The organism is Halobacillus amylolyticus (genome assembly GCF_022921115.1).
Lineage (GTDB): Bacteria > Bacillota > Bacilli > Bacillales > Halobacillaceae > Halobacillus_A > Halobacillus_A amylolyticus.
Genome location: NZ_CP095075.1, coordinates 816,320 through 842,872, shown reverse-complemented (window position 1 = coordinate 842,872; position 26,553 = coordinate 816,320). Strand labels below are relative to the sequence as shown.

23 protein-coding genes and 1 pseudogene are annotated in these 26,553 nt (G+C 42.3%); 20 read left to right on the top strand and 4 right to left on the bottom strand.

Annotated features, from left to right (window positions below; genetic code table 11):
* The first annotated feature begins 141 nt into the window (after positions 1-141).
* The 4 genes from MUO15_RS04435 to MUO15_RS04420 all read left to right on the top strand — a co-directional run bounded on the left by MUO15_RS04435 (position 142) and on the right by MUO15_RS04420 (position 3,825).
* Complete coding sequence (locus tag MUO15_RS04435) at positions 142-504, top strand: Asp23/Gls24 family envelope stress response protein (protein WP_245033796.1); 363 nt, start codon at positions 142-144, stop codon at positions 502-504.
* Between the two features lie 31 nt (positions 505-535).
* Entirely contained in the window at positions 536-2,191 is a 1,656-nt protein-coding gene (locus MUO15_RS04430; RefSeq protein ID WP_245033794.1) for a DAK2 domain-containing protein, read from the top strand.
* A 417-nt stretch (positions 2,192-2,608) separates the two neighbouring features.
* The gene (locus MUO15_RS04425; RefSeq protein WP_245029473.1) at positions 2,609-2,914 is read left to right on the top strand and encodes a transposase; all 306 of its coding nucleotides are present in this window, start codon (positions 2,609-2,611) and stop codon (positions 2,912-2,914) included.
* On the top strand, positions 2,914-3,825 hold the full coding sequence (locus MUO15_RS04420) for an IS3 family transposase (RefSeq protein ID WP_245030908.1): 912 nt from the start codon (positions 2,914-2,916) through the stop codon (positions 3,823-3,825). The genes MUO15_RS04425 and MUO15_RS04420 overlap by 1 nt, the downstream gene beginning before the upstream one ends.
* A gap of 585 nt (positions 3,826-4,410) precedes the next feature.
* On the opposite strand, the gene MUO15_RS04415 is transcribed toward MUO15_RS04420, so the two are convergent.
* Positions 4,411-5,679, bottom strand: a complete 1,269-nt coding sequence (locus MUO15_RS04415) for an NCS2 family permease (RefSeq protein ID WP_245033791.1) — start codon at positions 5,677-5,679, stop codon at positions 4,411-4,413.
* Between the two features lie 215 nt (positions 5,680-5,894).
* Between MUO15_RS04415 and sdaAB the strand changes: the two genes are divergently transcribed.
* The 9 genes from sdaAB (at position 5,895) to rnc (ending at position 14,403) form a co-directional block, all read left to right on the top strand.
* Positions 5,895-6,557 carry an L-serine ammonia-lyase, iron-sulfur-dependent subunit beta gene (gene sdaAB, locus MUO15_RS04410; protein WP_245033789.1) on the top strand — a complete coding sequence of 221 codons (663 nt, stop codon included), beginning with the start codon at positions 5,895-5,897 and terminating at the stop codon, positions 6,555-6,557.
* Positions 6,558-6,578: 21 nt separating this feature from the next.
* A complete protein-coding gene (sdaAA, locus tag MUO15_RS04405) occupies positions 6,579-7,463 on the top strand; it encodes an L-serine ammonia-lyase, iron-sulfur-dependent, subunit alpha (protein ID WP_245033787.1) in 885 nt (294 codons plus the stop codon).
* Between the two features lie 5 nt (positions 7,464-7,468).
* Positions 7,469-9,505: an ATP-dependent DNA helicase RecG gene (gene recG / locus MUO15_RS04400; RefSeq protein WP_245033785.1), complete on the top strand. Its 2,037-nt coding sequence runs from the start codon at positions 7,469-7,471 to the stop codon at positions 9,503-9,505.
* A 578-nt stretch (positions 9,506-10,083) separates the two neighbouring features.
* Complete coding sequence (fapR, locus tag MUO15_RS04395; protein WP_245033783.1) at positions 10,084-10,659, top strand: transcription factor FapR; 576 nt, start codon at positions 10,084-10,086, stop codon at positions 10,657-10,659.
* Positions 10,660-10,662: 3 nt separating this feature from the next.
* On the top strand, positions 10,663-11,667 hold the full coding sequence (gene plsX, locus MUO15_RS04390; RefSeq protein WP_245033781.1) for a phosphate acyltransferase PlsX: 1,005 nt from the start codon (positions 10,663-10,665) through the stop codon (positions 11,665-11,667).
* Positions 11,664-12,605, top strand: coding sequence for an ACP S-malonyltransferase (fabD, locus tag MUO15_RS04385; protein WP_245033779.1), 942 nt, complete (start codon positions 11,664-11,666; stop codon positions 12,603-12,605). Before plsX ends, fabD begins: the two co-directional genes overlap by 4 nt.
* A complete protein-coding gene (gene fabG / locus MUO15_RS04380) occupies positions 12,605-13,345 on the top strand; it encodes a 3-oxoacyl-[acyl-carrier-protein] reductase (RefSeq protein ID WP_245033777.1) in 741 nt (246 codons plus the stop codon). The genes fabD and fabG overlap by 1 nt, the downstream gene beginning before the upstream one ends.
* 59 nt (positions 13,346-13,404) lie before the next feature.
* Positions 13,405-13,638 (top strand): acyl carrier protein, encoded by a 234-nt coding sequence (gene acpP, locus MUO15_RS04375; RefSeq protein ID WP_245033775.1) that lies wholly within the window; start codon positions 13,405-13,407, stop codon positions 13,636-13,638.
* Between the two features lie 75 nt (positions 13,639-13,713).
* On the top strand, positions 13,714-14,403 hold the full coding sequence (gene rnc / locus MUO15_RS04370) for a ribonuclease III (RefSeq protein WP_245033773.1): 690 nt from the start codon (positions 13,714-13,716) through the stop codon (positions 14,401-14,403).
* A gap of 273 nt (positions 14,404-14,676) precedes the next feature.
* On the opposite strand, the pseudogene MUO15_RS04365 reads toward rnc, so the two are convergent.
* Positions 14,677-15,137 (bottom strand): annotated as a pseudogene (locus MUO15_RS04365) (hypothetical protein).
* A gap of 162 nt (positions 15,138-15,299) precedes the next feature.
* A complete protein-coding gene (locus tag MUO15_RS04360) occupies positions 15,300-16,301 on the bottom strand; it encodes a DUF3231 family protein (protein WP_245033771.1) in 1,002 nt (333 codons plus the stop codon).
* A gap of 256 nt (positions 16,302-16,557) precedes the next feature.
* Here MUO15_RS04360 and MUO15_RS04355 point away from each other — a divergent pair, with 256 nt between their 5' ends.
* Entirely contained in the window at positions 16,558-17,334 is a 777-nt protein-coding gene (locus tag MUO15_RS04355) for a hypothetical protein (RefSeq protein WP_245033769.1), read from the top strand.
* A 388-nt stretch (positions 17,335-17,722) separates the two neighbouring features.
* Here MUO15_RS04355 and MUO15_RS04350 read toward each other — a convergent pair whose 3' ends face one another.
* Positions 17,723-17,944 (bottom strand): DUF1128 domain-containing protein, encoded by a 222-nt coding sequence (locus MUO15_RS04350; protein ID WP_244752796.1) that lies wholly within the window; start codon positions 17,942-17,944, stop codon positions 17,723-17,725.
* A 609-nt stretch (positions 17,945-18,553) separates the two neighbouring features.
* Here MUO15_RS04350 and smc point away from each other — a divergent pair.
* The 6 genes from smc (at position 18,554) to MUO15_RS04320 (ending at position 26,177) form a co-directional block, all read left to right on the top strand.
* Positions 18,554-22,120 carry a chromosome segregation protein SMC gene (gene smc, locus MUO15_RS04345; protein WP_245033767.1) on the top strand — a complete coding sequence of 1,189 codons (3,567 nt, stop codon included), beginning with the start codon at positions 18,554-18,556 and terminating at the stop codon, positions 22,118-22,120.
* A gap of 464 nt (positions 22,121-22,584) precedes the next feature.
* A complete protein-coding gene (gene ftsY / locus MUO15_RS04340) occupies positions 22,585-23,811 on the top strand; it encodes a signal recognition particle-docking protein FtsY (protein WP_449727931.1) in 1,227 nt (408 codons plus the stop codon).
* A gap of 80 nt (positions 23,812-23,891) precedes the next feature.
* The gene (locus MUO15_RS04335) at positions 23,892-24,221 is read left to right on the top strand and encodes a putative DNA-binding protein (RefSeq protein WP_245033763.1); all 330 of its coding nucleotides are present in this window, start codon (positions 23,892-23,894) and stop codon (positions 24,219-24,221) included.
* 12 nt (positions 24,222-24,233) lie between these two features.
* Complete coding sequence (ffh, locus tag MUO15_RS04330; protein ID WP_245033761.1) at positions 24,234-25,574, top strand: signal recognition particle protein; 1,341 nt, start codon at positions 24,234-24,236, stop codon at positions 25,572-25,574.
* Positions 25,575-25,662: 88 nt separating this feature from the next.
* Entirely contained in the window at positions 25,663-25,935 is a 273-nt protein-coding gene (gene rpsP / locus MUO15_RS04325; RefSeq protein ID WP_079529822.1) for a 30S ribosomal protein S16, read from the top strand.
* Between the two features lie 14 nt (positions 25,936-25,949).
* Positions 25,950-26,177: a KH domain-containing protein gene (locus MUO15_RS04320; RefSeq protein ID WP_245033759.1), complete on the top strand. Its 228-nt coding sequence runs from the start codon at positions 25,950-25,952 to the stop codon at positions 26,175-26,177.
* Positions 26,178-26,553 lie beyond the last annotated feature (376 nt).

Below are 26,553 nucleotides of genomic sequence, written 5' to 3'. Positions count from 1 at the left end.
CTTGACAGAAGGAAGGAATTGTTTCAAAGTATGATAGGGGTTCATTGTATTGAAAACGAGGCTTTTTAAACATACATTTTACCAGTATGTTCTATGTTATAATGGGTTCACGAAGATGGTGAGTATAAAGGAGGATTTACTATGTCCGTTGATCTTAGTACTAAATTTGGTCATATTACCATTAGCAATGAAGTCATTTCTACAGTTGCCGGGGGTGCCGCAGTAGAGTGTTATGGAATTGTAGGCATGGCATCTAAAAATCAGCTTCGTGACGGTATAGCTGAAATGCTTCGCCGGGAGAATTTCTCAAGAGGGGTCGTCGTAAGACAGGAAGAAGAGAAACTCCATATTGATATGTATATTATTGTAAGTTATGGAACCAAAATATCAGAAGTAGCACATAACGTCCAATCACAAGTAAAATACACATTGAATAAAACAGTAGGTTTATCCGTAAGCTCGGTAAATATTTTCATACAAGGTGTACGTGTGATCAGCGAATAATGTCAGTTGTTAGTCAAAGGAGGAAGTAAGCGTGACGTTACGAAAGCTAGACGGTAAAACGTTGGCAGAAATGATTCTGCAAGGTGCTCATCATTTAAAAAGCAACTCACAAATGATTGATGCGCTAAACGTATTCCCTGTGCCAGATGGGGATACGGGTACAAACATGAATTTATCCATGAGTTCTGGAGCCGAAGAGGTAGAGAAGGTAGAGGAGAATCATGCCGGAAAAGTTTCCCAGGCTCTTGCAAAAGGTCTTTTAATGGGAGCCCGCGGGAATTCTGGTGTGATCCTTTCACAGTTATTCCGAGGTTTTTCTAAAACGCTTGAGGATAAAGAAACTGTAACAACAAAAGATTTTGCAGAAGCTCTTCAAGGTGGAGTTACGACAGCCTACAAAGCGGTTATGAAGCCTGTTGAAGGAACGATCTTAACTGTGGCAAGGGAAGCAGGAGAGACCTCTGTAGAGCTGGCAAAGAAGGAAGGAGACTTTCTTCCATTTATCCAAGGAGTTGTCGATGCAGCACGTACATCGTTAAAAGGAACACCTGAGCTGCTCCCAGTTTTAAAAGAAGTGGGTGTGGTCGATAGCGGTGGACAAGGGCTGCTAACCATTTATGAAGGTTTTCTAGCTAACTTAAAAGGAGAAGAACTTCCTGAGCTAAGCTCGACCATTTCAATGGGAGACATGGTCAATGCTGAACATCATAAGCTGGCACAAGACTTTATGAATACCGAGGATATCGAATTCGGTTATTGCACGGAATTCATGGTCAAGTTTGAAGAAGATAAGCTAGCTGAAAATCCTTATGATGAAGAAGCTTTCCGGCAAACACTAAGTGAACAAGGTGATTCCCTGCTCGTTGTGTCTGATGAAGATTTGATTAAAGTCCACATACACGCAGAGTATCCAGGCAATGCAATGAACTTAGGCCAGCAATATGGAAGCTTAATTAATATGAAGATTGAAAACATGCGTGAACAGCATACGTCCATCGTTGGTGACAAAACGAAACCGAAAGAGAAAGCGGAGTATGGGATTGTAACGGTTGTAATGGGCGAAGGGATTAAAAAATTATTTGAAAGCCTTGGCGCAAGTGTCGTCATCCAAGGCGGACAAACCATGAATCCAAGCACGCAGGATATTTCTGATGCAATTGTGGAAGCACATGCAAACAACGTATTCATTTTGCCTAACAATAAAAACATAACGATGGCTGCAGAACAAGCAGCAGAATTGGCTGACGTAAAGGCTGCCGTCATCCCGTCAAAAACAATTCCTCAAGGTATGAGTGCGTTGCTTGGTTTTAACCCTGAAGCGGATATTTCCACGAACCAGGAAGAAATGTCTGAATTAATGAAACATGTAAAATCAGGGCAAATCACTTATGCCGTCCGTGATACCCAAATTGATGGCTTGTCGATTGAAAAAGGCCACTTCATGGGGATCTTTGAAGGAAAGATTTCATCAGCACAAAAAGATAAGCTGGAAACGTCGAAGGCTCTACTGAGTGAAATGATTGATGAAGAGGAAGATGAGATCGTTACAATCATTAGTGGGGAAGAAGCGGATCAGCAAGAAATAGAAGCGCTAGAAGCCTACCTTGAGGAACACTTTGAGGATATTGAAGTGGAGATTCATAACGGTGGTCAGCCTATCTATTCTTTCATATTTTCAGTGGAATGATTGTAGGAACAAAAGCGCAAGCGCCCCGGTAGACACGACAGAGGAAGTTCGACTAAGATCGGCACTTCCTCGTGCCAACGTCGAACTGACCCGCGTCCTGCGGGCCCAAGACGAGCGGCGCAGTGGAGTGGTTTTCCTCCACGGAGGCGATTGACTAGTCTTTCGTGTCTTGCGCGCTGGAGCTGGATGTAGCTAACTTCATGTTATAATTTCCTGCGATAAAAAAGCGGAGCCAATGCAGCTCCGCTTTTTTAACATTCCTTTGTTCGTTTGAAAGGGTCTTCGTGAATAAGGATTCTACCCAAAACTTGCGGGATTCAACCCGAAATGATGGGGATTCTAGAGTTAGTATAAAAAGTGGACACAAGTATTGAACCATGTTTTAATCATCACAAAGCATTAAAGGACGTGTTCACATTGACCCAAAAGTACAGAAATTATGACCCTGAGTTTAAGCTTTATGTTGTGAAGTTAATGGAATTGGACGGACACAAAATGACGGACCTTAGTCAGAAACTCGATATTCCCTACGGTAACCTTAAAAGATGGAAGACGGAGTATCGTGACCAAAAAAAGAAGGAAGAAAAAGAAGCACAGAATCAACTGTTGACCGCCTCTGAGTACAAGGAAATGTATGAAAAAGAGAAAAAAAGTAACGTAGAGCTCCAGGAGGAAGTCGACATTTTAAAAAAGGCCATGCACATCTTCAATCAGGAAAAGTAGTGAAGTTCAAGTTCATTCATGAACACCGACACGAACACACCATTTCGAGGATGTGCCAAGTTCTTGGTGTGTCTAAATCTGGTTATTATGATTATTTGAATCGTCTGGACAGAGAAGAAACGGAAAGAGAGGCTTGGAACCGTTATATCGATGAACGGATCCTCTTCCATTATCATGATAATTATGGGTGTTACGGCAGCCCTCGCATCCACTTTATGCTTCGAGAAGTGGATCAGGTGGAGGTTTCTCAAAAGAAAGTGACGAATCGAATGAGAGAACTGGACCTTTATGCCACACCACCTAAAAAGTTCATCAATACGACAGACTCTGATCACGATGAAACCATTCACTCAAACCATTTAAACCGTGACTTTCTTCCAGAGGCCCCAGACCAGGTTTGGGCTACTGATATTACTTATATTCACACAGGAGAAGGCTTTTTATATCTGAATCCTGTTATTGATCTTGCTTCCCGACGGATCATAAGTTATCAGTTAGACGATCATATGGATCACACCCTGTGCTTAAAAGCTTTAGAAAAGGCTTTGGCCATTCGTAACCCTAAGTCGGGTTGGATTCACCATTCAGATCGTGGCTCTCAGTACTGTTCTAAGGCTTATTTAGATACACTTAAGGAGGCAGGAGCGACCATAAGTATGAGTCGGAAGGGAAACCCCTACGACAATGCATGTGCAGAGAGTTTCTTTGCCTCTCTGAAAAAAGAATACCTGTACAAACATGTTTATGAGACAAAAGCAGAAGCCAAACTAGCCATTCAGTTTTACATCAATTTTTATAACCAAAAACGAATCCATTCTACATTGGACTATTTAACTCCGTTAGAAAAAGAAAAGAGCTATAAAATGAACCATGATAAAAAGCTCAAAAAGAACCAAATGTCCTCTGCCTAAAGGAATGAATTGGTTTTTGATTCTTTCCTTTAGGCGGAGGCATCCAAGCGTCTCGAAAGAGGACGCGCGGAAGAAAAAGAATGGTTCAAATACCGGTCTATGAATGTCCACTATATTGACAGATCTCCAATTCTGTCCAAAAGCATAGTTATTCTGCCGAAGATACGAGAATTCTCCCCAAAACCAAAGTTATTCTACCCAAAAAAGTGAAGATTCTGCCCAAATGAGTTTTCGCCTTCTTCTAGCTGCAAATCCTAGCCGGGCTTTTCCGCTTTTCTTAATGTCTAGCTGCAAGGGGCAGACCTTCGCGACATAAGCAGTTCACCAACGTGAAGGAAGATCACTTCACTTCGGTGCTCTGCTTGGGCCCGCAGGACGCGGGTCAGTTCGGTGTTGGCACAGGACCGTGCCGTTCTTAACCGAACTTCCTATATTCAGGTCTAAGCGCCCTCACCGCTTTTCTGCTAATGTCTAGCTGCAAAGCCCAGCCCCTATCGACATAAGTCAATTCACTCTGTGACGAAAACCACGTCACGACGCGTCTTGTCTTATGCGTACGGGGCTAAACGGGCTTCTCCGCTTTTCTTAATGTCCGAGTGTTCTCATGATAAATTCAAGAAGAAAGATCATGGCTATACATACAACGGGCGTCGTTAACTCTCGTTGCTTGCCGATTGCAAATTTAACGATAGGATAAGCTATGAAGCCGAATGCCATTCCATCAGCGATCGAGTAGGTAAACGGGATCATCACAATGATGAGGAATGCTGGCATCGCTTCAGATAAATTGTCCAGTGGAATTTCCTTAATGTTCTGCACCATCAGTGCCCCAACGATAATTAATATCGGGCTAATGGCAGTTGCTGGAACCATCGAAATCCATGGAATGAGCAAAAGCGTGGCCAAAAACAATCCAGCCATCGTAAGACTTGCGCGTCCTGATTTTCCTCCTGATGCAATGACTGCCGCACTTTCTGCTGATGAAACGGTAGGTGATGTTCCGAAGAATCCGCTTGTGATGGCCGAAAATGCTGTCGCTTGATAAGATTTTTTAAACTTATCTTCTTGCTTCAACATAGATAGCTGTCCGTGGAGCAATCCCATATTCTCAAAGATGAGAACAATTGTTAATGGAAAGACCGCCATCCAAAAGCCGAATTCTGTAATCCCGCTGAAGGAAGGGATCATAATCCATTCTTGATTGGCTAATGACAGTGACTCACCAGGACCTTCAAGTAAACCTGTGAAGTGCGCGATAATTGTACCAACGATCATGGTAATCAGAAAGTTGCCAGGAACGTTTTTGGCAAAAAGGAAAATGGCTATGAATAACGTTAATAAACTCGTAATAACTAAAGCAGAGGAGGGGTTGCCGAGTGTGATCAGTGAATGTTCACCTCGAACGACAAGGCCGCCCTTTTCTAGTCCAATTAACGTTAAAAACATTCCAAGTCCCACTGTAATCGCATGCTTCAGCGACTCTGGAATCGCTGTTTTCAGCCAATCACCCAATCGTGTAAATGCGGTAACGAGAAAGATCAAGCCTGCCACGATGACGACAGCTAATCCCTCCCGAAATGCCAAGCCGCTTCCTTCGATAATCGAATAAGCGAACAAGGCGTTCACTCCCATGCCGGGAATGAGCACCATAGGCGCATTTGCGTATAAGGCCATGATCAAACAGCCTGCAGCACTTGCTAGAATGGTAGCAACCATCCCTTTTTCCAAAGGAAGGCCGGCTGCTTGGAGAATCTGGCTATTTACCGCTACGATGTAGACGGTTGTAAAATAGCCGATGAATCCTGCCATCACATCCTGTCGCAAGCCGGGCTTATGATTATGCTTGCTAAGCATAGGTAATCGCCTCTATGAAATTATCCCTCTCCCACCCGGTTACCGTGTAACCCACAAACAATCATTTTACTCTTATTGAAAATGAGAATCAAGTTATAAAGGTGATATTTAGTGCAAATTCACAATGATGTGGTAAAATAAATGGGGCATAACTTGTTAAAGTAAGCGTTTTCTCGTTATTATAGAAGAGAGTAATAGAGGGGATGGTGATAGTCATGAAATATAGATCAGTTTTTGATATAATCGGCCCAGTTATGATTGGACCCTCAAGCTCCCATACAGCTGGAGCCGCTCGAATTGGCCGGGCAGCCAGACATTTATTTGGCCGGGAACCTAACTATGCGAACATCCACTTATATGGCTCATTTGCTCAGACTTATAAAGGTCATGGAACAGATGTCGCGATCATTGGTGGATTACTAGATTACGATACAGATGATACAAGAATTAGTACAGCTTTAGAAACCGCTCGAAATCATGGCATGGAGGTACAGTTTTTCGAAGAAGATGCTGTGACTGATCATCCTAATACCGCGCGTATCAAGATTGGCGATGAGAATGGAGACCTCGAACTAGTTGGAATATCAATTGGTGGAGGGAAAGCGGAGATCATGGAGTTAAATGGCTTTGAACTCCGGCTTTCTGGAAGTCATCCTGCTATTCTGCTGATTCATAATGATCGGTATGGGGCGATTGCATCGGCTACAACGATCTTAGCAAGCCATGAAATAAATATTGGACGGATGGAAGTGGCAAGAAAAGCCGAAGGAGAACAAGCGATAATGGTGATCGAAGTAGATCAAAATGTCGATGATTCCATTTTAAGCGAATTAGAACGTGCCGACCATATTACCCAAGTAGCTAGAATATCAGACTAACGGAGAGAAAGGGGTAGTCATTTGTTTAAAAATGTTGCAGAACTAGTACAACTGGCGGAAAGTAAAGGCGAACAAATTTCTGAAATTATGATCCAGCAAGAGATGGAGGTTAAACAAGTTTCGCGTGAGCAAGTCTATGCTCAAATGGAACGTAACCTCGATGTCATGGAGAAATCCGTTGAAGATGGGTTAAAAGGAGTCAAGTCTCATAGCGGGTTAACGGGAGGTGACGCCGTCCTTATTCAGGACTATATGAGAGATCATGAACCTCTCTCTGGTAATCTTTTAATGGATGCCGTAAGTAAAGCGATGGCAACGAATGAAGTGAATGCAGCAATGGGGACGATTTGCGCCACACCAACAGCAGGGAGTGCGGGCTGTGTACCAGGTACATTATTTGCTGTGAAACATAAATTAAACCCGACGCGTGATCAAATGATTCGTTATTTGTTCACATCAGGAGCCTTTGGTTTTGTTGTGGCCAATAATGCTTCGATCTCGGGTGCTGCTGGAGGCTGTCAGGCAGAAGTCGGTTCTGCTGCGGGAATGGCATCTGCGGCTATTGTGGAGATGGCTGGCGGGACACCAGCTCAATCCGCTGAGGCAATGGCGATTACACTAAAAAACATGCTCGGTCTTATCTGTGATCCTGTTGCTGGTCTTGTCGAAGTTCCATGTGTGAAAAGAAATGCCATGGGGGCTACAAATGCTATCGTTTCCGCTGACATGGCTCTAGCCGGTGTTACAAGTCGGATTCCTTGTGATGAAGTAATTGACGCGATGCACAAAGTAGGTCAGCGGATGCCAACAGCTTTTCGTGAAACGGCACAGGGTGGTCTTGCAGCTACCCCAACAGGGAAACAACTTGAGGCTAAAGTGTACGGAATTTCACTTGGAAAAGAGTGAGTGACATGTTGAATCAATCCATAAGTGAAGTGAAAGGTATTGGGGAGAAGCTTCAAGCTCACTTACATGAGCTTGGGCTTTTTACAATTGAGGACTTACTTTTTTACTTTCCCTATCGTTATGATACATATGAAATAAAGCCATTAACAGAGCTTGTCCACAATGAGAAGGCAACGATAGAGGGTGTGCTTACCTCAGAACCCTCTATCAACTTTTATGGGAAAAAGAAATCACGATTAACCATGACATTGCAAGTCGAGCAATTTGCGGTCAAAGCAGTAATGTTTAACCGTTCCTTTGCAAAAAAACAATTGAACAAAGGGGATACCATAACAGCTACGGGGAAATGGGACCAGCACCGTCTGCAAATTACGGTCAGTCAATTTAAAAAGGGCGAAGCGAAAAGCCAGGATCCGATTCAGCCAGTTTATACACTTAAGGAAAGTGTTACACTGCTGACGTTAAGAAAGGTGATTAAGGCAGCGTTAGAAGAATATGCGGACGAGGTAGAAGAAATTCTGCCTGAAGAAACTATGCTTACTTATAAACTGCCTGACCGTAAGCAAGCCTTGCACCAAATGCATTATCCGGAAAGCCCGCTAATGCTTAAGCATGCCAAGAGAAGATTTATCTATGAAGAATTTCTCCTTTTTCAATTAAAAATGCAGTTACTCAGAAAACTTCATCGAGAATCTACCAAAGGAAATGCCCAAAACTATGATAATGATCGGTTAACTGATTTTGTTCAAACGCTTCCTTTTGAGTTGACAGGTGCACAAAAACGGTCGCTTGCTGAGATTTTAAAAGATATGAAGAGTCCTTATCGCATGAATCGTCTGCTTCAAGGGGATGTAGGATCAGGAAAAACAGCTGTGGCGGCCATTGGTCTATATGCTTCGATCACAACAGGGAAGCAGGGGGCATTAATGGTGCCTACGGAAATTCTAGCTGACCAGCATTATCACTCACTGAAAGAGATGTTTGCGGGCCGGGCTAATGTTGTTCTATTAACAGGATCGGTGAAAGGGAAAAAACGAAAAGAAATTCTTCGTTCGATCATTGACCATGAAGTTGACATTATCGTCGGTACGCATGCCCTTATACAGGATGAGGTAGATTTTAATAATTTAGGATTTGTTATCGTCGATGAACAGCACCGCTTTGGAGTAAAACAGCGCCGAACTTTAAGGGATAAAGGGCTCGACCCAGATGTCCTGTTTATGACTGCTACCCCCATTCCACGTACCCTTGCGATTACTGCTTTTGGCGACATGGACGTGTCTGTGATTGATGAAATGCCAGCAGGCCGGAAACCGATTGATACGTATTGGATTAAAGGAGAAATGACCAATCGTGTGTTAGCCTTTATTCAGAAGGCAGTTGAAGGAGGGCACCAGGCTTACGTCATCTGTCCTTTAATAGAGGAGTCTGACCAGTTAGATATTCAAAATGCCGTTGATTTATATCACCAAATAGCTAGTGTATATGAACCGAACATCTCCGTCGGACTTATGCATGGAAGACTTCATAATGATGAAAAAGAAGAAGTGATGAAGTGCTTTGCGGAAAATGAACTGCAAGTCCTTGTTTCGACAACGGTTGTGGAGGTCGGAGTGAACGTTCCTAACGCCACGGTAATGGTGATCCATGATGCCGAACGATTTGGACTCTCTCAGCTGCACCAGCTGCGCGGCCGGGTCGGGCGTGGCAGTGAGCAAAGCTATTGTATTCTATTAGCTGATCCCAAAGGCGATGTGGGCAAAGAACGGATGAGGATTATGACAGAAACAAATGATGGTTTTGAACTGTCAGAGCAAGATTTAAAGTTAAGAGGTCCTGGAGATTTTTTTGGCAGGAAACAAAGCGGCTTGCCTGAATTTAAAGTCGGTGATATGGTGCACGATTATCGCGCTCTTGAAACGGCAAGACAAGATGCAGCTGAGATCATTGAGAATGATTCACTAATAAAAGATGAACGTTTTAAAGCGTTAAGAGACATCATTGAACAAGATGAACATGTAAATGGAGAAATCCTTGATTAAATGATGAGTAAGGCACCTTGAAGGGATGTGAGGGTGTCTTGCTCATTATGTATGTTTTTATCGTTCATTCGCTTATCATAGAGGTAGTTCAAAAAGTCACCAAATGATAAGCGGCGAATCTCTTCGTTGGCTTGCTTGTGAAGAGCGTGTGTGCCTCTGCGTCTACGAGCCTATTCAAAGAAGTAAATTCCTCGGGGCAAGGCAGCGAAGAAGGATATTCTCTGAAGTGGCCTCGTTACTCACGTATCATGAAGCAGCAGTGGAATTTCTACTAAAACCGTGCACGTCCTGTGCACAACGTAGAAGTCAGCACGTCCTGTGCAAGTCCGTTCCTTGGAAAAGAAGGACACTTTTCCTTCGTGCGAGGCCAATTCGGGGAAGATTTCCTTGGTGCTCAAAGCTACGCCGTCCGACCTTCTTGCGACGAACAGGACGTGGCGTTCTTGTCGACCTTCTAATTTGGCAGCTTTTTGAACACATACTCATACGGAAAGTGTTGCGTAATCGTCTCAGGTATTATATATTACTGTTAGTACCTAGTCATAATATTTGTGACAAACGAACGGTGGAGAGCGCAAATGAAACGCACGAAGCAAATGAGGCAAAATGAGTTAAAGTCGACAATCGAAGCAACTCCTTTTATAACAGATGAAGCATTGGCTAAACAGTTTGGTGTAAGTATTCAGACGATCCGCCTTGACCGGATGGAGTTAGCCATTCCAGAGTTAAGGGAGCGGATTAGATCTGTAGCCACACAGGAGTGGAATGAGACGGTTAAAGCATTGCCTATAGAGGAAGTCATAGGGGAAGTGGTTGATTTGGAACTGGACCTGCGGGCGATTTCGATTTTGGATATTAAATCAGAGCATGTTTTTTCTCGAAACGATATAGCTCGCGGACATCACATCTTTGCCCAAGCTAACTCGCTTGCAGTTGCGGTGATCAACGAAGAATTAGCCCTTACTGCTGAGTCAAGAATTCGTTTTATGCGGCAGGTGAAGCGAGGAGAGCGTGTTGTAGCCAAAGCTTTTGTAAAAGGGGACGACGATAAGGGACGTACCATTGTCGATGTCCATAGCTTTGTAGATAGTGAAGAAGTGTTTGCGGGTACGTTTGAAATGTTCCGTCAGCAAGATGTTAAAGGGAGTGAATAAGCAATGAAATTAGCGATAGATGCCATGGGCGGGGATCATGCACCAGACGCTATTGTGAAAGGCGCGGTTGAAGCCGCATCTGCTATTGATGGATTAGCGATCACGTTAATTGGTGATGAGAAACAGATTCATCCGTTACTAGGCAATACTCCTAATATTTCGGTTATACATACAGATGAGAGGATTACTTCAGAGGATGAACCTGTACGGGCTGTCCGAAGAAAAAAGAAGGCTTCTATGGTTTTAATGGCCAAAGAAGTGAAAGAAGGCAGAGCAGACGGCTGTATTTCTGCTGGAAATACAGGTGCGCTTATGAGTGCAGGTTTGTTTATTGTCGGCCGAATGGAAGGGGTAGATCGTCCAGCACTGAGCCCAACTCTTCCAACAGAAGATGGAAAAGGCTTCTTAATGCTTGACGTTGGAGCGAATGTAGATGCTAAACCGAATCATTTGCTGCAATACGCGATCATGGGGTCGATTTATAGTGAAAAAGTTCGCGGACTAAATGAACCAAGAGTGGGTTTATTAAATGTCGGTACAGAAGAAGGCAAAGGCAGTGATTTAACGAAGCAGGTTTATAAATTGCTTTCAGATGCCCCGATCAATTTTATTGGTAATGTTGAAGCGCGGGATTTATTGAGTGGGGCAGCAGATGTTGTCATCACAGATGGTTTTACGGGAAATGTAACATTAAAAACGATTGAAGGCACGGCCTTGACGATGTTTTCCATGATCAAACAAACGTTTATGTCAAACTTTAAAACCAAACTCGCTGCGGGTCTCGCTAAAAATGATTTACGGCAATTAAAAACGAAGCTTGATTATTCAGAGTATGGTGGGGCGGGCTTATTCGGTCTGGCTGCACCTGTAATTAAAGCACATGGATCGTCCAACGAACGTGCGGTGTATAATGCGATTCGCCAGGCTTGTCATATGATTGAACAAAATGTATCCTCTACAATCGCGAATTCAATGAAGGAACTACAAGTAAAGGAGGAGAGCGAATGAAACGTACGGCATTTATTTTTCCAGGACAAGGATCTCAAGAAGTAGGGATGGGACACGAAATGTATCAAACGTTTCCGGAAGTAAAGGAATTATTTGATGCAGCCGATGAAGCTTTAGGTTATTCACTAACCTCTCTCATGTTTGAAGGGCCTTCCGAGGAGTTAACGAAAACAGAAAATGCACAGCCAGCCTTATTACTAAATAGTGTGGCGATCACTCAAGTATTAGAAAAAGAGGGCATCTCCCCCGTGATGACAGCTGGTCACAGTCTAGGTGAATACAGTGCATTAGTAAGCGCGGGGGCGTTGGATGCGATTGATGCTGTCAAACTCGTCCACACACGCGGCAAGCTGATGGAGGAAGCGTATCCGACGGGCCTCGGTGCCATGGCCGCCGTCCTTGGATTAGGTAAAGAAGAGATTGAGCAAGTATTATCTGGGCAGGATTCAGAACAACCTGTTGATTTAGCTAACATTAACTGTCCGGGGCAAATCGTAATATCTGGAACAGCTGAAGGTGTAGAAACAGCATCTGAACAGCTGAAAGAGGCCGGCGCAAAGCGTGTTCTTCCACTTAATGTTAGCGGTCCTTTTCACTCGAGATTAATGAAGCCGGCTAGTGAAAGCTTCTCCCAATCTTTAGAGAAAACGAAGGTCCGTAATGCTTCGCTTCCTGTCTATGCAAATGTATCTGCAGAGGCTGTAACCGATGCGGATCAAATAAGAAGTTTGTTAGTAGAGCAGCTCTATTCTCCTGTACGCTTCCAAGAAATCCTAGAGGCGTTTGTCGAAGAAGACATCGATGCTATTGTAGAAGTGGGACAGGGCAAAGTTCTTAGTGGACTGGTTAGAAAAGTAAAACGGAGAATGAAGACATTTGCGATTGAGGATTCTGAATCGGTTGCTTCATTCGTTGAATGGTACAAGGAGGATCAATAATGCTGAATGAACAGGTAGCACTTGTAACAGGTGCTTCGCGTGGAATAGGCCGGGCAATTGCGTTCGAACTTGCTAAAAACGGCGCAAAAGTTGCCGTGAATTATTCGGGCAGTGAAGAAAAGGCAGAAGCAGTTGTTCAAGAAATTATAGACAACGGCGGTGAAGCGATTAAAATTCAAGCCAACGTCTCGCAAGGAGATGATGTCAGCCGAATGGTGAAGACAGTTGTTGAGGAATTTGGCCGTTTAGACATTTTAGTCAACAATGCTGGAATAACCAGGGATAACCTGCTGATGCGCATGAAAGAGCAGGAATTTGACGATGTGATTGACACAAATTTAAAAGGCGTCTTTATGTGTTCAAAAGGTGTAACGAGACAAATGATGAAGCAAAAGTTTGGCCGCATCATTAATATCTCTTCCATCGTAGGTGTCTCCGGGAACCCTGGGCAGGCCAATTACGTTGCAGCTAAGGCTGGTGTTATCGGATTAACAAAGTCTAATGCGAAAGAGCTTGCTTCACGAAATATTACGGTCAATGCTGTTGCCCCAGGGTATATCACAACAGATATGACGGATCAGCTGACAGATGACCAGCGTGAACAAATGCTTGCCTTGATCCCATTGAACCGTCTAGGAGAAGGGGAGGATATTGCTCGAGCTGTGCGTTTCCTGGCTTCAGGAGATGCTGCCTATATTACAGGTCAAACGCTTCATGTTGATGGCGGTATGGTCATGTAAATTAATCTGGTTTCTGTAAGTGAAATCTACTATAATAACTGAAGGGAGGTGAAGTTCCTATGGCAGATACATTTGATCGTGTGAAACAAATCATTGTCGATCGTCTCGATGCAGACGAATCTAAAGTAACAATGGAAGCTTCCTTCAAAGAAGATCTAGAAGCAGACTCACTTGACGTTGTAGAATTAGTAATGGAGCTTGAAGATGAGTTTGATATGGAAATTTCTGATGAAGAAGCTGAAAAAATCAATACTGTTGGCGACGCTGTGAACTACATAAACAGTGTATCGTAAACATTGAATAGCTGCCTGTTTTTCAGGCAGCCTTTCCTATATTTATGATTATATTAGAAAAGGACAAGGTGATTTATGGAGGATTTTTCCAGTTTCCAAGACAAAATTCATGTGCAATTTCAAAATGTAGCGTTGCTGGAACAAGCTTTTACCCATTCATCCTATGTGAATGAGCATCGTAAAACAGACCGAGAAGATAATGAACGTCTTGAATTTTTAGGAGATGCCGTATTAGAACTTGGTGTTTCTCAGTATTTATACCGTGAGTTCCCAGAAATGGCTGAAGGTGAATTAACTAAACTGAGGGCATCCATCGTTTGTGAAATCTCCTTAGTCAATTTTGCGAACGATTTAAATTTTCAAGATTTGATTTTGCTCGGTAAAGGCGAAGAAATGACAGGCGGGCGCAACCGTCCAGCTTTATTAGCTGACGTTTTTGAAGCGTTCATTGGAGCTTTGTATTTAGATAAAGGCTTTGATCAAGTCGTCCTTTTCCTTGAAAAATATGTTTACCCGAAGATTAAAGATGGTGCTTTTTCTCATGCGATGGATTATAAGAGTCAGCTTCAGGAATTTATTCAGCGAGATCGCAGCAGCAGGATTGAATATGAAATCGTTGAAGAAAGAGGTCCGGCGCATAGCCGTGAATTTATTGCCCACGTTCGTGTTCAGGGCGAAAATGCAGGCATTGGGATCGGACGTACGAAGAAAGAGGCGGAACAAAAAGCAGCCAGGCAGGCCCTTATGAATCAGGGTGCGATGTAAAAAAGACGGCCAGATGAACTTATCTGCACCGTCTTTTTTGCTGTATAGCTCCAACTGGTTTCGAAAAGAATCTTTACAGTAAAAAGGTTTTCTCCCCCCAAACGAGCATTTATATCGAGGAATATTGAATTGAGAAGGAATAGTAGCAAATAATCAGTTATAGATATCAGTGCTTGTATTATCAACAAATAACCCTGTTATATTTATAGGAACATACACAGAGAGACCCTTTCTATAGGTTCTCTTCGTGTATGTTTTTCCTTTAAATATTGGTTAACGGAGGGCTTTAGTTATCATTTTTTTTAGTAGAAGACCGATTACTACCCCAGGCACAACGGACAATATGGGTAACCAAATGGGACCGAGTAATATTCCCATCATCTTGAAAGATGACGAAAAAATTAGACCAACCGTTACAAAATAGGCAGAAAATACAAACGGTAAAAATGAAAATGGAGATTTCCCCCACCCCCATCTTTGTAGGCGTCCCACATCGCAAAAAAGTACAAACAAGGATAAAACATTAGCCATGGATAATTCGTTTGTAGAATTGCTTTTTCAATTTCCCCATGAAAACTTAAAAAGATGACTTCATTAAAATTGGATTGAACATTTACTAGAAATTCCAATGCAATGAAAAGAAAACCTTTGAGAAATTTACCGTTAAGGATTTGTCCAAATCCTGGTAATGCAATACTCCAGAGTAATTTTTCATACTTATTATTTCGATTCATATTACCCGTCCCAAAAAGATTGTAAATGAATGGTTCTAAAGCCATTTCTCCTTCTTCGTCCTACAGAAGGGAGGCAACGCAATTCAGCATTGCCCACCTTTCCTAATTGATTCGCTTATTTGATCGTTTGTTCCTCCTATGTTTAAGGAGATGCGCTGGCATTTATTTTTTAAGTTTATCTCGTGATTCCATCTGAGGCTGTTCTTCCATCCATCCGTTCCTAATCATGATTTTTGCACCTTCATGGGCATACTCGAAGATGTCTTTCATAAAAACCATGATTTTGGCTGATAAATCATTCCGTAAACTAAAAGCGGTTCCCAAAGAATTCCCTCCCATAGAAAAACTGCAAAAAAGACTGGTACAATACATCATCAATTTATCAGAAAACGGAGCGACTGTTGAACGAGTGGCAATGCCACCTGATGGAGAAGGTGTCTGAATATCGTCTTGAAGAAGGGTTTCGCTCAGCTCTTTAATCATGCTTTTAGCAAGTTCTGCTCCTTTAGAGAAATATTTTTTTGCTTCCTGTTCATTAGCACATTGAGCAAAACCCGTAATCATTTGCATCCCGGTAATATTTGTTTCAATAGCATGGAACAGATTTGCAACCTCCACTGTATTGACGGTCCGTTTGGAACTAAAAGGATTAAGTCCGCCCAAGTAGGAGGTATCTTTAACAAACTCAACTGAATTTGGCATCGAAACATAAGGTGGTCGGGCAAGCATTCCTTTTTCAATCAAATATTGGGTACAAGCATTGTAGTACTTTTGGGTAATAGCGGTAAGGTCTTTAAAAATCAGCACAATATCTTCACGAGATGCCATAGTTATATTTAACGTATGCATGCCCATACTAATTTCTTTTATTAAGCGAACGAACATGATGTCGAACCCATGATCATATAACTTAGGCACTTCTTTATTAACGTCCTGGGAAGTAAATCCGACTGGTATGGCGGCTCCTTCATTTTGAAAGATGACTGTTATTTTCTCTACATAAGGGTCGATTTCATCGTATAGACTAATCATAATGTTTTTTGCTTTTTCGTCATCAGCTTTTTCTATGAAATACTCTAACATCCGCAAAATCATCGTTTTCTGTTGGTAAGTAAGCCATAACGTACCAAGTTCTGATGACGTAATTGCAGGCTTTTCAGGCATATAACATTCCTCCCTGGGTTTTATTCCTATGGCTGTAATAGTTATTAGTTTTCCTTAAACGTTGTGTTTTATTAAAAAATTGGATTTAAAACACTAGCCAAAAAGTGCCAAATAGGATGCTTTTCTTAAGTGGGATAAGCTCCCATCTTGGTGTGGAGGATTAGTAGAGTATTGGTGAATTTATGTTTCATCTAAGAATATTGTCCAGGCTTTGTTGGAAAATATGTTGAAAGCAGTTTAATAAAGGATGATATGTATGAAACAAATGCGGCCTAGCACGAAATTAAATTCATCGAAACAACTCTGGTCAGATAAGCAGGATACAACCACGTTGTCTTTAAAAAACCCTTGGATAGTTCTGTGGTGGTCTGCTGCTTTCCCAGGATTCGGACATCTTCTCCTATCCCAAAACCTTAAAGCCATTGCATTTATTGTATTGGAGATTTATTTAAATATCAGTGGACACTTGAACCTTGCTATGGTGTATTCGTTTACGGGACAATTCGAGAGGGTTAGGCAAATCGCTGAACCCCAACTGATCTTTCTTTATATCCCTTTATATTTCTTTGTAATGTGGGACAGTTACCGTAATACGCTGGACTTCAATAAAATTTGTCTTTTGGCTCATCGACAAAATAATGATCAGTTGATTCATTCTCGAATCAGTTCCTGCGGGCATTATAATTTACAAAAAAGGAAGCCTTGGACCGTTGTGGTGTGGTCACTTTTCATGCCAGGAACCGGACATTTGTCCACGCGGAGAGTCGTTCAGGCTGTTATCTTGCTGATTTCTTGGGTCAGTTTCAGTTACTTTTCAAACTTTTTCGTAGGACTACAACTTATTTTATCGGGAGAAGTTCATCAAGCAACCGTGGTCTTTAATCCGGAGTGGCTCATGTTTATGCCTTCGATTTATGGTTTCAGTTTATATAGTGCATACATCTACGCTGTTGAAAATAACAAGCGATTTGACTGGCAACAATCGCGATTCTTAAAAATGAACTATCAGCCGCCAGATTTTAAAATGCCTTAACGTCGATGCCACTTAAGATTCGGGAACGGGCAGGGGGGAGCCATTAATTGGAAAACGATGAAGCATCAATCGGGTTTATTATGCAGTTGAAATTAATGACTTTTTTTATGATAGGCGATTTAAATGCTTACTCTTTGTACTGACAGAGACTAAAGGGTGGCTCAATAAATTCATGAGTTATCTTTCCTCTTCTCATTCTCTGAATACTTCTATGTAATGGTAAGGTACTATTTTTCATTGATATGTGAATCATAACAATTATGAGTCCCATTTCACATAAAAAAGACACCCATTCGCTAAAGTTGGAGTGTCTTTTTTTAAAATATGGTTGGAACTTTATCGATCAAACTATCTATAGGGAAAGGCCTAAAGCGCCTTCTTTCGCTTTCTACTTACGATAGTTACCTAGTTCAGTCACAAAGGCTTGGGTTTCAGAAACACTCAACTGACCTTTCATTTCGATAATATCGTGCAGGGATTTAATTTCCTCGTACTTGTTAAGGTCATAGTCCTCTGGATCCATGAGTGAGCGATTGACAACTTGCAGGCGCTCAGCCATGTCATTAATAATGGTATTTAAATTCTCTTGAGTGGGTTCTTGTAAACTCACGATCAAAGCCTCCTTAAGCATCTCTATAATCTACTATCTATTATCATAAATTAAATTCTTCCTTTTTAAAACCCTCTTTCTCATTCCTCAGAACAAAAGCGCGGTGCGCCCCGTTTGTATTTGTCATTTAAACTATGTATGTTTTGGCAACATTTTTATTACTATTGAGCCTAATTTACCAGCTCCACCACTATAAGTCGTGTGTATGGCAGCTAAGAACTTTAAGCTAAACGTTAAGGATGTACGAGTGAAAATGTTGCGGGAATGAAATACCTATAACAAGTGATTTCTTATCACAGGATTCACCTATCACGATCTAATAGCGGAGGTTCTGTTCATCTTAATAATCATAAGGGAGCGGGGAAACAATGAGACTGTGGGAACACCTGACTTGGCGAGACCCCGCATTGACTAGTCTTGCGTCTCTTGGACTGCTTGCGCTGGATGTGGCTAACTTTTTGTAAGTTTATACACAGGCAAATATTTTTATAGTTTCCTCTGAGAACAAAAGCACTGCACTTCTCAAGTATCCTACCGCTCAGTCATAGTTTATGATAAAATAAGTAAGTTGAAATCAAGTATTTTTGTTAATAAAACAGGAGGATGTATATGTTCCTCAAACGTCTAGATACAGTAGGATTTAAATCATTTGCAGAACGAGTAACTGTAGACTTTGTTTCCGGAGTGACGTCCGTAGTGGGTCCAAATGGCAGTGGAAAGAGTAATATTACCGATGCGATTCGCTGGGTCCTCGGGGAGCAGTCTGCCCGGTCACTACGCGGAGCGAAAATGGAAGATATTATTTTTGCGGGTAGTGATACGAGAAAAGCGTTAAATATGGCTGAGGTTACGTTAACGTTAAATAATGAGGCCGATACGTTACCTCTTGACTACCAGGAAGTAAGTGTAACAAGAAGGGTGTATCGCTCAGGTGATAGCGAATTTTATATAAATAATCAAACTTGCCGTTTAAAAGATATTATCGATTTGTTCATGGATTCAGGTCTGGGGCGAGAAGCCTTCTCTATTATAAGTCAAGGGAAGGTTGAAGAGATTTTAAGCTCAAAGGCGGAGGAACGGCGATCAATTTTTGAAGAAGCCGCCGGTGTACTTAAGTATAAACAACGTAAGAAAAAAGCCGAACATAAGCTATTCGAAACACAAGAAAATTTAAATCGTGTGGAGGATATTATTCATGAGATTGATGGACAGCTTGAACCACTGAGGGAGCAGGCGTCTGTTGCTAAAGATTATTTAGAGAAAAAAGCAGAACTTAAGCAAGTGGAGATTTCTTTGCTCGTGACTCAAATTGAGAATCTTCATGCAGACTGGCAAGGCCTTCTGACGCAATTGGATGAAGTGAAACAGCAGGAAGAAGAATTAAAGGGCACCCTCCAAAAGAACGAGGCATCGATTGCGAAAAAGCGTGGCGATATGGAAGCACTTGAGGAATCGATTGAAGATTTACAGGAAACGTTGTTAGTTCTTACCCAGGAGTTAGAGAATTTAGAAGGTAAAAAAGAGCTAATGAAGGAACGCCACAAACATTATTCTGAGAATAAGACCAAATTAGAAACAGAACATGAGGATTTGAACTCTCAGCTTGACATTTTAAAGCAAACAGCAAGAGAAGAAGCGGATAAACTAAAAGCTGACGTGCAGCGACGTAAGCAAACGAAAGACTCACTCAAACAAACGGAAGACGAACTCAACGATGACGTTCATGATATGGAGGCTGAAATTGAGGATTGTAAGAGTGACTACATTGACTTATTAAATGAACAGGCAGCCAAACGGAATCAAAAGCAAACTCTTGACCAACAGCTCGTTCAGCTGGATAACAAAAAAGGAGTGCAGCAAGGGAAGTTTAAAGAACTGTTGGATGATCGAAGCTCTATGGCTGCCTCATTGAAGGAACGGACGAGCCATCTTCAAGAACTTACACAAAAGCGGGAGGATCAGGAGCAGCAGCTGGATAGGCTTACAAGCCAAATTAAAAAGGATGATCAATCCTATCAGGAATGGCAGCAAAAACTTTACCAGGGCTATCAATACTTAGAAAAGCTGCGTTCGAAAAAAGAAATGCTTGAAGAGATGAAGGAAGATTTCTCGGGCTATTTCCAAGGTGTTCGTGAGGTGCTAAAAGCAAGGGAGAAACAGCTTGTCCAGGGAGTGGAAGGTGCCATTCTCGAAGTGATTGATATCCCTGCGAAATTGATCACTGCTATCGAAACTGCTTTAGGTGCTCAAGCTCAGCATGTCATCGTTCAAGATGAGAAAGCAGGCCGCCAAGCGATTCAGTGGCTCAAGCAAAATAACAATGGACGGGCAACTTTCCTCCCTTTAACAACGATCCAACCGCGTTCTGTATATGGACAAGCGGCGAATCAACTAACTGAGCAAGAGGGTTTTGTAGGGATAGCAGCCCAGCTCATTCGATACGATACGCGTTATGAAAAGGCCATTCAACATTTGTTAGGCCATATCGTGATTGCAAACACGCTGGAACAGGCCAATAGGCTTGCGAATGTCGTCAATAGAAAATACCGGATTGTCACGTTAGAAGGAGATGTCGTCAACCCAGGTGGTTCGATGTCTGGGGGAGCACAAAAGAAAACGAATCAATCCCTTTTCACACGTGAAAAAGAACTGCAGGAGTTATCCGAAAAGATTACTTCTTTCGATGAGAAAGCAAGAGATGTAGAACAAAAGGTTAAGCAGCTTAAAGAAAGGCTTGCTTTTGATACGGAAAAAAGAGAGCAATTAAAAGACGAAGTGTCTTCTTATCGTAATGCGGAGCATGAAGAGCAATCGGCTACAAGAGAGCTGCAGGTGAAGGTGGATCATTTAAATGACCAGCTCCAGTTGTATGACCAAGATCAATCGCAGTTTAACGATGATGAAAAGCACACGAGAGAACGTTTGAAAGCACTTGAAAAAGAGTTGACTTCACTAAGTAAACAACTGCAAGACTTGCAGGAGCGAATCGACCAGTTAAGTACGGCTAAGGAACAAAGGCAGAAGAATGAAGCAAACCAAAAAGAACGCTATCAAAGCTTGCAAATTAAGCTCGCTGAACAGGATTCAGCCGTTGCTAATCAAAAGGAGAAGGCAGATCGGGCAAAGGAAGATTTACGTATTATTCAGAAGCAGTTGACTAAGAATCGCCACTCCTACCAGCAATTAGTTGAAGTGGTTGATTCCAATCAAACTGAAGAAGAAATGATGGAAGAGATAGAAAAAACAAAAATTAGAAAAGAGACTACTTCTGCACTTATTCAAGAAAGACGGGAAGAAAGGAATCAATTTGCCATCTCTGTTCAACAGGAAGAGCAAAAGCTTAAGGAAATCAAGCGCAGGCATCAGAATTACATTCAAGATATTCAGCAGAAAGAAGTAAAAGCTAATCGTCTCGATGTTGAACTCGAGAACATGTTGAACTATTTACAAGAGGAATACGTGATTACATTTGAAAAAGCGCAGCATGATTATAGCCGGGTAGAAGATGTAAAAACAACATCGACAAAAGTGAAGTTAATTAAACGAGCTATCGAAGAACTCGGAACAGTAAATCTCGGTGCCATAGAGGAATACGACCGGATCGTTGAACGCTACGATTTTCTAACAGGTCAGCAAACAGATTTACTAGAAGCTAAAGAAACCCTTCATTCAATCATCCGCGAAATGGATAGTGAAATGGAACGTCGATTTGACGATACGTTTACAAAAATTCGTTCCGAGTTTGGGGAAGTGTTTAAAGATCTTTTCGGTGGAGGTAAAGCAGATCTGCAATTAACGAAACCTGACGATATGCTTGAAACGGGTGTCGATATTGTGGCGCAGCCGCCAGGAAAGAAACTTCAGAATTTGAGCCTGTTATCGGGCGGGGAGCGAGCCCTGACTGCTATTGCTCTTCTATTCTCGATTCTGAGAGTACGTCCTGTTCCTTTTTGCGTGCTTGATGAAGTGGAAGCAGCTTTAGATGAAGCGAATGTGGACCGTTTTGCCAAATTCCTTAAAGAATTTAGTGAACGTACACAGTTCATCGTCATTACTCATAGAAAAGGAACGATGGAAGAGTCGGATGTGCTATATGGTGTTACGATGCAGGAATCCGGGGTATCTAAGCTGGTTTCTGTGCGGTTAGAGGAAACAGCAGAATTAGTTGATATATAGAGGTTGTTCAAAAAGTCACCAAATGATAAGCGGCGCATCTCTTCGTTGGCTTGCTTTTGAAGAGCGTGTGCCCCTGCGTCTACGAGCCTATTCAAAGAAGTAAACTCCTCGGGGCAAGGCAGCGAAGAAGGATATCTCTGAAGTGGCCTTGCTACTCACGTATCATGAGGCAGCAGTGGAACTTCTACTAAAACCGTGCACGTCCTGTGCAATTCCTTTCCTTGGAAAAGAAGGAGACTTTTCCTTCGTGCGATGCCAATTCGGGGAAGATTTCCTTGGTGCTCAAAGCTATGCCACCTTGACCTTCTTGCGACGCACAGGACGTGCTAGTGTCGACGTTGCTCGCGTGTCGTGGTGATCTTAGTCGACCTTCTCATTTGGCAACTTTTTGAACACTCACATATAGAAAGGAAGATAAAATGGGCTTTTTTAAAAAGTTAAAAGAAAAATTTGTTGAAGAACCAATGGAGAAAGCAGTAGAAGAATCTATGGAAAAGGAGGAAAGTAAAACAGCAGAAGCCTATGATGCTGAGCCAGATGAAGGATATACTGAAGACCTTGAAGGAGAAACAGCAACAGATGATGAGACAGAAGAACCCGAATTTGTGGAAACCACTGATAGCGAAGAACCTGAAGACATGGCTGAGAGTCCTGAGGAGTTTGACGAATCTGAAGATAATGATGAGAGCCATGAAGATCAAGCTCATGGTGCTGAGAAAGTCGATGACAAAGAAGTATCGATTGCTTCCAAGTTCAAAATGGGGTTGGCGAAAACTAGAAACTCTTTTACAAGCAAAATAAATGATCTAGTTGCACGTTATCGTACAGTGGACGAGGATTTCTTCGAAGAGCTAGAGGAAGTGCTTATTTCAGCAGACGTTGGCGTCAATGCTGTTATGGAAATGATTGATGAGCTTCAGATGGAAGTGAAGCGTAGAAATATTAAAGACACAAGGCAAGTGAAGGAAGTCATATCTGAGAAACTTGTCGAGCTTTACTATGGTGCTGAGGATGAAGGCGAAGTAGAAGAGCTTAAAATGAATCCGGATGGCTTAACGATTTATCTTTTCGTTGGCGTGAATGGGGTAGGGAAGACAACAACGATCGGCAAACTTGCCCACCAGTTAAAAGCAGATGGAAAAAAGGTCACATTAGCTGCAGGCGACACATTTAGAGCAGGAGCTATTGATCAATTAGATGTGTGGGGACAGCGTGCTGGTGTCAATGTGATTAAGCATAGTGAAGGCAGCGACCCGGCAGCCGTTATTTATGACGGCATTCAATCGGCAAAATCAAAAAAAGCCGACGTACTCATTTGTGATACGGCTGGCCGTTTGCAAAATAAAGTTAATTTAATGAATGAATTAGCTAAAGTTAAACGTGTCATTGAACGCGAAGTACCGGGAGCGCCACATGAAGTATTGCTCGTATTGGATGCGACCACAGGTCAAAATGCGATGAGCCAGGCAAAAACGTTCGCAGAGTCAACAGATGTATCGGGCATTGTTCTAACAAAACTCGACGGTACAGCTAAAGGCGGCATTGTGCTAGCGATTCGTAATGAATTGGACATCCCTGTCAAACTTGTAGGTTTAGGGGAAAAAGTAAGTGATTTAGAGACGTTTGATGCACACGCCTTCGTTTACGGTCTATTTGCTGATATGATAGAAGAGGAAGACGATGAGGTGTAACTAAGCCCTTGACAGTAAAGGATTGTGTCCGTTAGTATTCATATGTAAAGGTATTTCACTTAACAAGGAGTGCTTCACACGTGCTTGAAAAGACAACACGTATCAACTATTTGTTTGATTTTTATCAATCCTTGCTAACCCCAAAGCAGCGAAACTATATGGAGCTCTATTATTTAGAAGATTATTCGCTTGGTGAGATATCAGAGACCTTCAATGTATCAAGACAAGCAGTCTATGATAATATTCGCCGTACAGAAGCGATGCTTGAGGAATACGAGAACAAGTTATATTTGTACGGAAAGTTTTATAAGCGTCAGCAACTGATCCAGCAAATGTTGGAGGCAGTCCCGGAATCTGATGTTGAGAATCAGCTTCGAGACCGTCTCAAGCAACTACAAGAATTAGAATAGGGGGGTCCTTCGATGGCGTTTGAAGGTTTATCCGACCGTTTACAGCAAACCATCCAGAAAATTAAAGGAAAAGGGAAGGTTTCCGAGCAAGATGTTAAGGAAATGAGTCGTGAAGTACGACTTGCCCTCCTTGAGGCCGATGTTAATTTTAAAGTTGTAAAAGACTTCGTTAAGCGAATTCGCGAACGAGCTGTCGGTTCGGAAGTAATGGAGAGTTTAACACCAGGTCAGCAAGTGATCAAGATTGTAAAAGAAGAGCTAACCGACTTAATGGGTGGGGATGAAAGTAAAATTGCCGTTGCCAACCGTCCGCCAACTGTCATTATGATGGTTGGTCTTCAAGGTGCAGGTAAAACGACCACCACTGGAAAGCTCGCGAACTTGCTTCGTAAGAACTATAACCGAAAACCGCTATTAGCAGCGGCAGACGTTTATCGTCCAGCAGCCGTCCAGCAGCTTGAAACGTTAGGCCGTCAGCTTGATATGCCTGTTCATTCACAAGGGACAGAGGCAGATCCTGTTGATATAGCGAAGCAAGCCGTTGAACAAGCTAAGGAAGAGCACAATGACTATGTCATCATCGATACAGCTGGGCGTCTTCATGTTGACGGTGATCTTATGGAGGAACTGGAGCGGATTAAAGAAGCGGTTACTCCAGATGAGATTTTCTTAGTTGTCGATGCCATGACTGGTCAGGATGCAGTCAATGTGGCGGAAAGTTTTGATGAACAACTCGATGTGACAGGTGTGTTGCTGACTAAGCTTGACGGTGACACCCGTGGCGGTGCCGCTTTATCTATTAAAGCAGTCACAGGCAAACCGATTAAATTTGCCGGTATGGGTGAAAAGCTGGACGAACTCGAGCCGTTTCATCCAGAACGTATGGCCTCTCGTATTTTAGGAATGGGCGATATGCTCACATTAATTGAAAAAGCTCAAACGCAGGTGGATGAGAAGCAAGCAAAAGAGCTTGAATCTAAAATGCGCAATGCTTCCTTTACGTTTGAGGATTTCCTTGAGCAAATGGCACAGGTGAAAAACATGGGACCGCTCGATGAACTCATTAACATGATTCCAGGAGCCAACAAGATGAAAGGCTTAAAGAATGCTTCCTTCGACGACAAACAAATTTCTCACGTTGAGGCGATCATTCAATCGATGACAAAAAATGAGCGTCAAGATCCTTCCTTAATGAACGCCAGCCGCAAGAAGCGGATTGCAAAAGGTTCAGGAAGGTCTGTTTCAGAAGTCAACAGACTGTTAAAACAATTTGAAGACATGAAAAAAATGATGAAGCAAATGAGTAATACAAAGGGTAAAAAAGGAAAAGGAATGAATTTTCCCTTTATGTAATGTAAAAAACCTTTACAGACATTCAATCATCTGCTAAAATCTAAACTTGTGTTAAACATTTATTTAAGAATGATGGAGGTGCTCAAACATGGCAGTAAAAATTCGCCTAAAACGAATGGGATCTAAACGTAACCCATTTTATCGTGTAGTAGTAGCAGATTCACGTTCACCTCGTGATGGACGTTTTATTGAACAAATCGGGACATATAACCCAGTAGTTAACCCGGTAGCGGTTGATATCGATGCTGACAAAGCGATCGACTGGATGTCCAATGGTGCTAAGCCAAGTGATACAGTTCGTAACTTATTCTCAAAAGAAGGCATCATGAAGCAATTTCACGACAAGAAAAACCAAAAGTAAAGTAGTGTGATATCATGAAAGCCTTGATCGAAACAATCGTAACGCCGCTCGTAGATCATCCTGAAGAGATCGTTGTTGCGGAAAAGGAAGAAGACAGAAAGATTGTCTATCACTTAACCGTCCATACAGAAGATGTTGGTAAGGTTATTGGGAAGAACGGCCGAATTGCCAAAGCGATTCGTACGGTAGTATATGCGGCAGGGTCTGATTCAAATAAACGAATCTATTTAGATATCATGTAAAAAGGGAGAGGGGGAAAACCTTTCCCTTTTTTTCCATCTAATTTTAAAAGGTTGTTCAAAAAGTCACCAAATGATAAGCGGCGCATCTCTTCGTTGGCTTGCTTTTGAAGAGCGTGTGCCCCTGTCTACGAGCCTATTCAAAGAAGTAAATTCTTCGGGGCAAGGCAGCGAAGAAGGATATTCTCTGAAGTGGCCTCGCTACTCACGTATCATGAGGCAGCAGTGGAACTTCTACTAAAACCGTGCACGTCCTGTGCACAACGTAGAAGTCAGCACGTCCTGTGCAAGTCCGTTCCTTGGAAAAGAAGGACACTTTTCCTTCGTGCGATGCCAATTCGGGGAAGATTTCCTTGATGCTCAAAGCTACGCCTTCTCG

Coding starts and splice junctions, on each gene's coding strand:
- sdaAB (WP_245033789.1), top strand. CDS start 5,895: ATGAAATATAGATCAGTTTTTGATATAATCGGCCCAGTTATGATTGGA.
- MUO15_RS04320 (WP_245033759.1), top strand. CDS start 25,950: ATGAAAGCCTTGATCGAAACAATCGTAACGCCGCTCGTAGATCATCCT.
- fabD (WP_245033779.1), top strand. CDS start 11,664: ATGAAACGTACGGCATTTATTTTTCCAGGACAAGGATCTCAAGAAGTA.
- MUO15_RS04360 (WP_245033771.1), bottom strand. CDS start 16,301: ATGCCTGAAAAGCCTGCAATTACGTCATCAGAACTTGGTACGTTATGG.
- MUO15_RS04415 (WP_245033791.1), bottom strand. CDS start 5,679: ATGCTTAGCAAGCATAATCATAAGCCCGGCTTGCGACAGGATGTGATG.
- rnc (WP_245033773.1), top strand. CDS start 13,714: ATGGAGGATTTTTCCAGTTTCCAAGACAAAATTCATGTGCAATTTCAA.
- rpsP (WP_079529822.1), top strand. CDS start 25,663: ATGGCAGTAAAAATTCGCCTAAAACGAATGGGATCTAAACGTAACCCA.
- fapR (WP_245033783.1), top strand. CDS start 10,084: ATGAAACGCACGAAGCAAATGAGGCAAAATGAGTTAAAGTCGACAATC.
- plsX (WP_245033781.1), top strand. CDS start 10,663: ATGAAATTAGCGATAGATGCCATGGGCGGGGATCATGCACCAGACGCT.
- MUO15_RS04355 (WP_245033769.1), top strand. CDS start 16,558: ATGAAACAAATGCGGCCTAGCACGAAATTAAATTCATCGAAACAACTC.
- acpP (WP_245033775.1), top strand. CDS start 13,405: ATGGCAGATACATTTGATCGTGTGAAACAAATCATTGTCGATCGTCTC.
- ffh (WP_245033761.1), top strand. CDS start 24,234: ATGGCGTTTGAAGGTTTATCCGACCGTTTACAGCAAACCATCCAGAAA.
- smc (WP_245033767.1), top strand. CDS start 18,554: ATGTTCCTCAAACGTCTAGATACAGTAGGATTTAAATCATTTGCAGAA.
- MUO15_RS04435 (WP_245033796.1), top strand. CDS start 142: ATGTCCGTTGATCTTAGTACTAAATTTGGTCATATTACCATTAGCAAT.
- recG (WP_245033785.1), top strand. CDS start 7,469: ATGTTGAATCAATCCATAAGTGAAGTGAAAGGTATTGGGGAGAAGCTT.
- ftsY (WP_449727931.1), top strand. CDS start 22,585: ATGGAGAAAGCAGTAGAAGAATCTATGGAAAAGGAGGAAAGTAAAACA.
- fabG (WP_245033777.1), top strand. CDS start 12,605: ATGCTGAATGAACAGGTAGCACTTGTAACAGGTGCTTCGCGTGGAATA.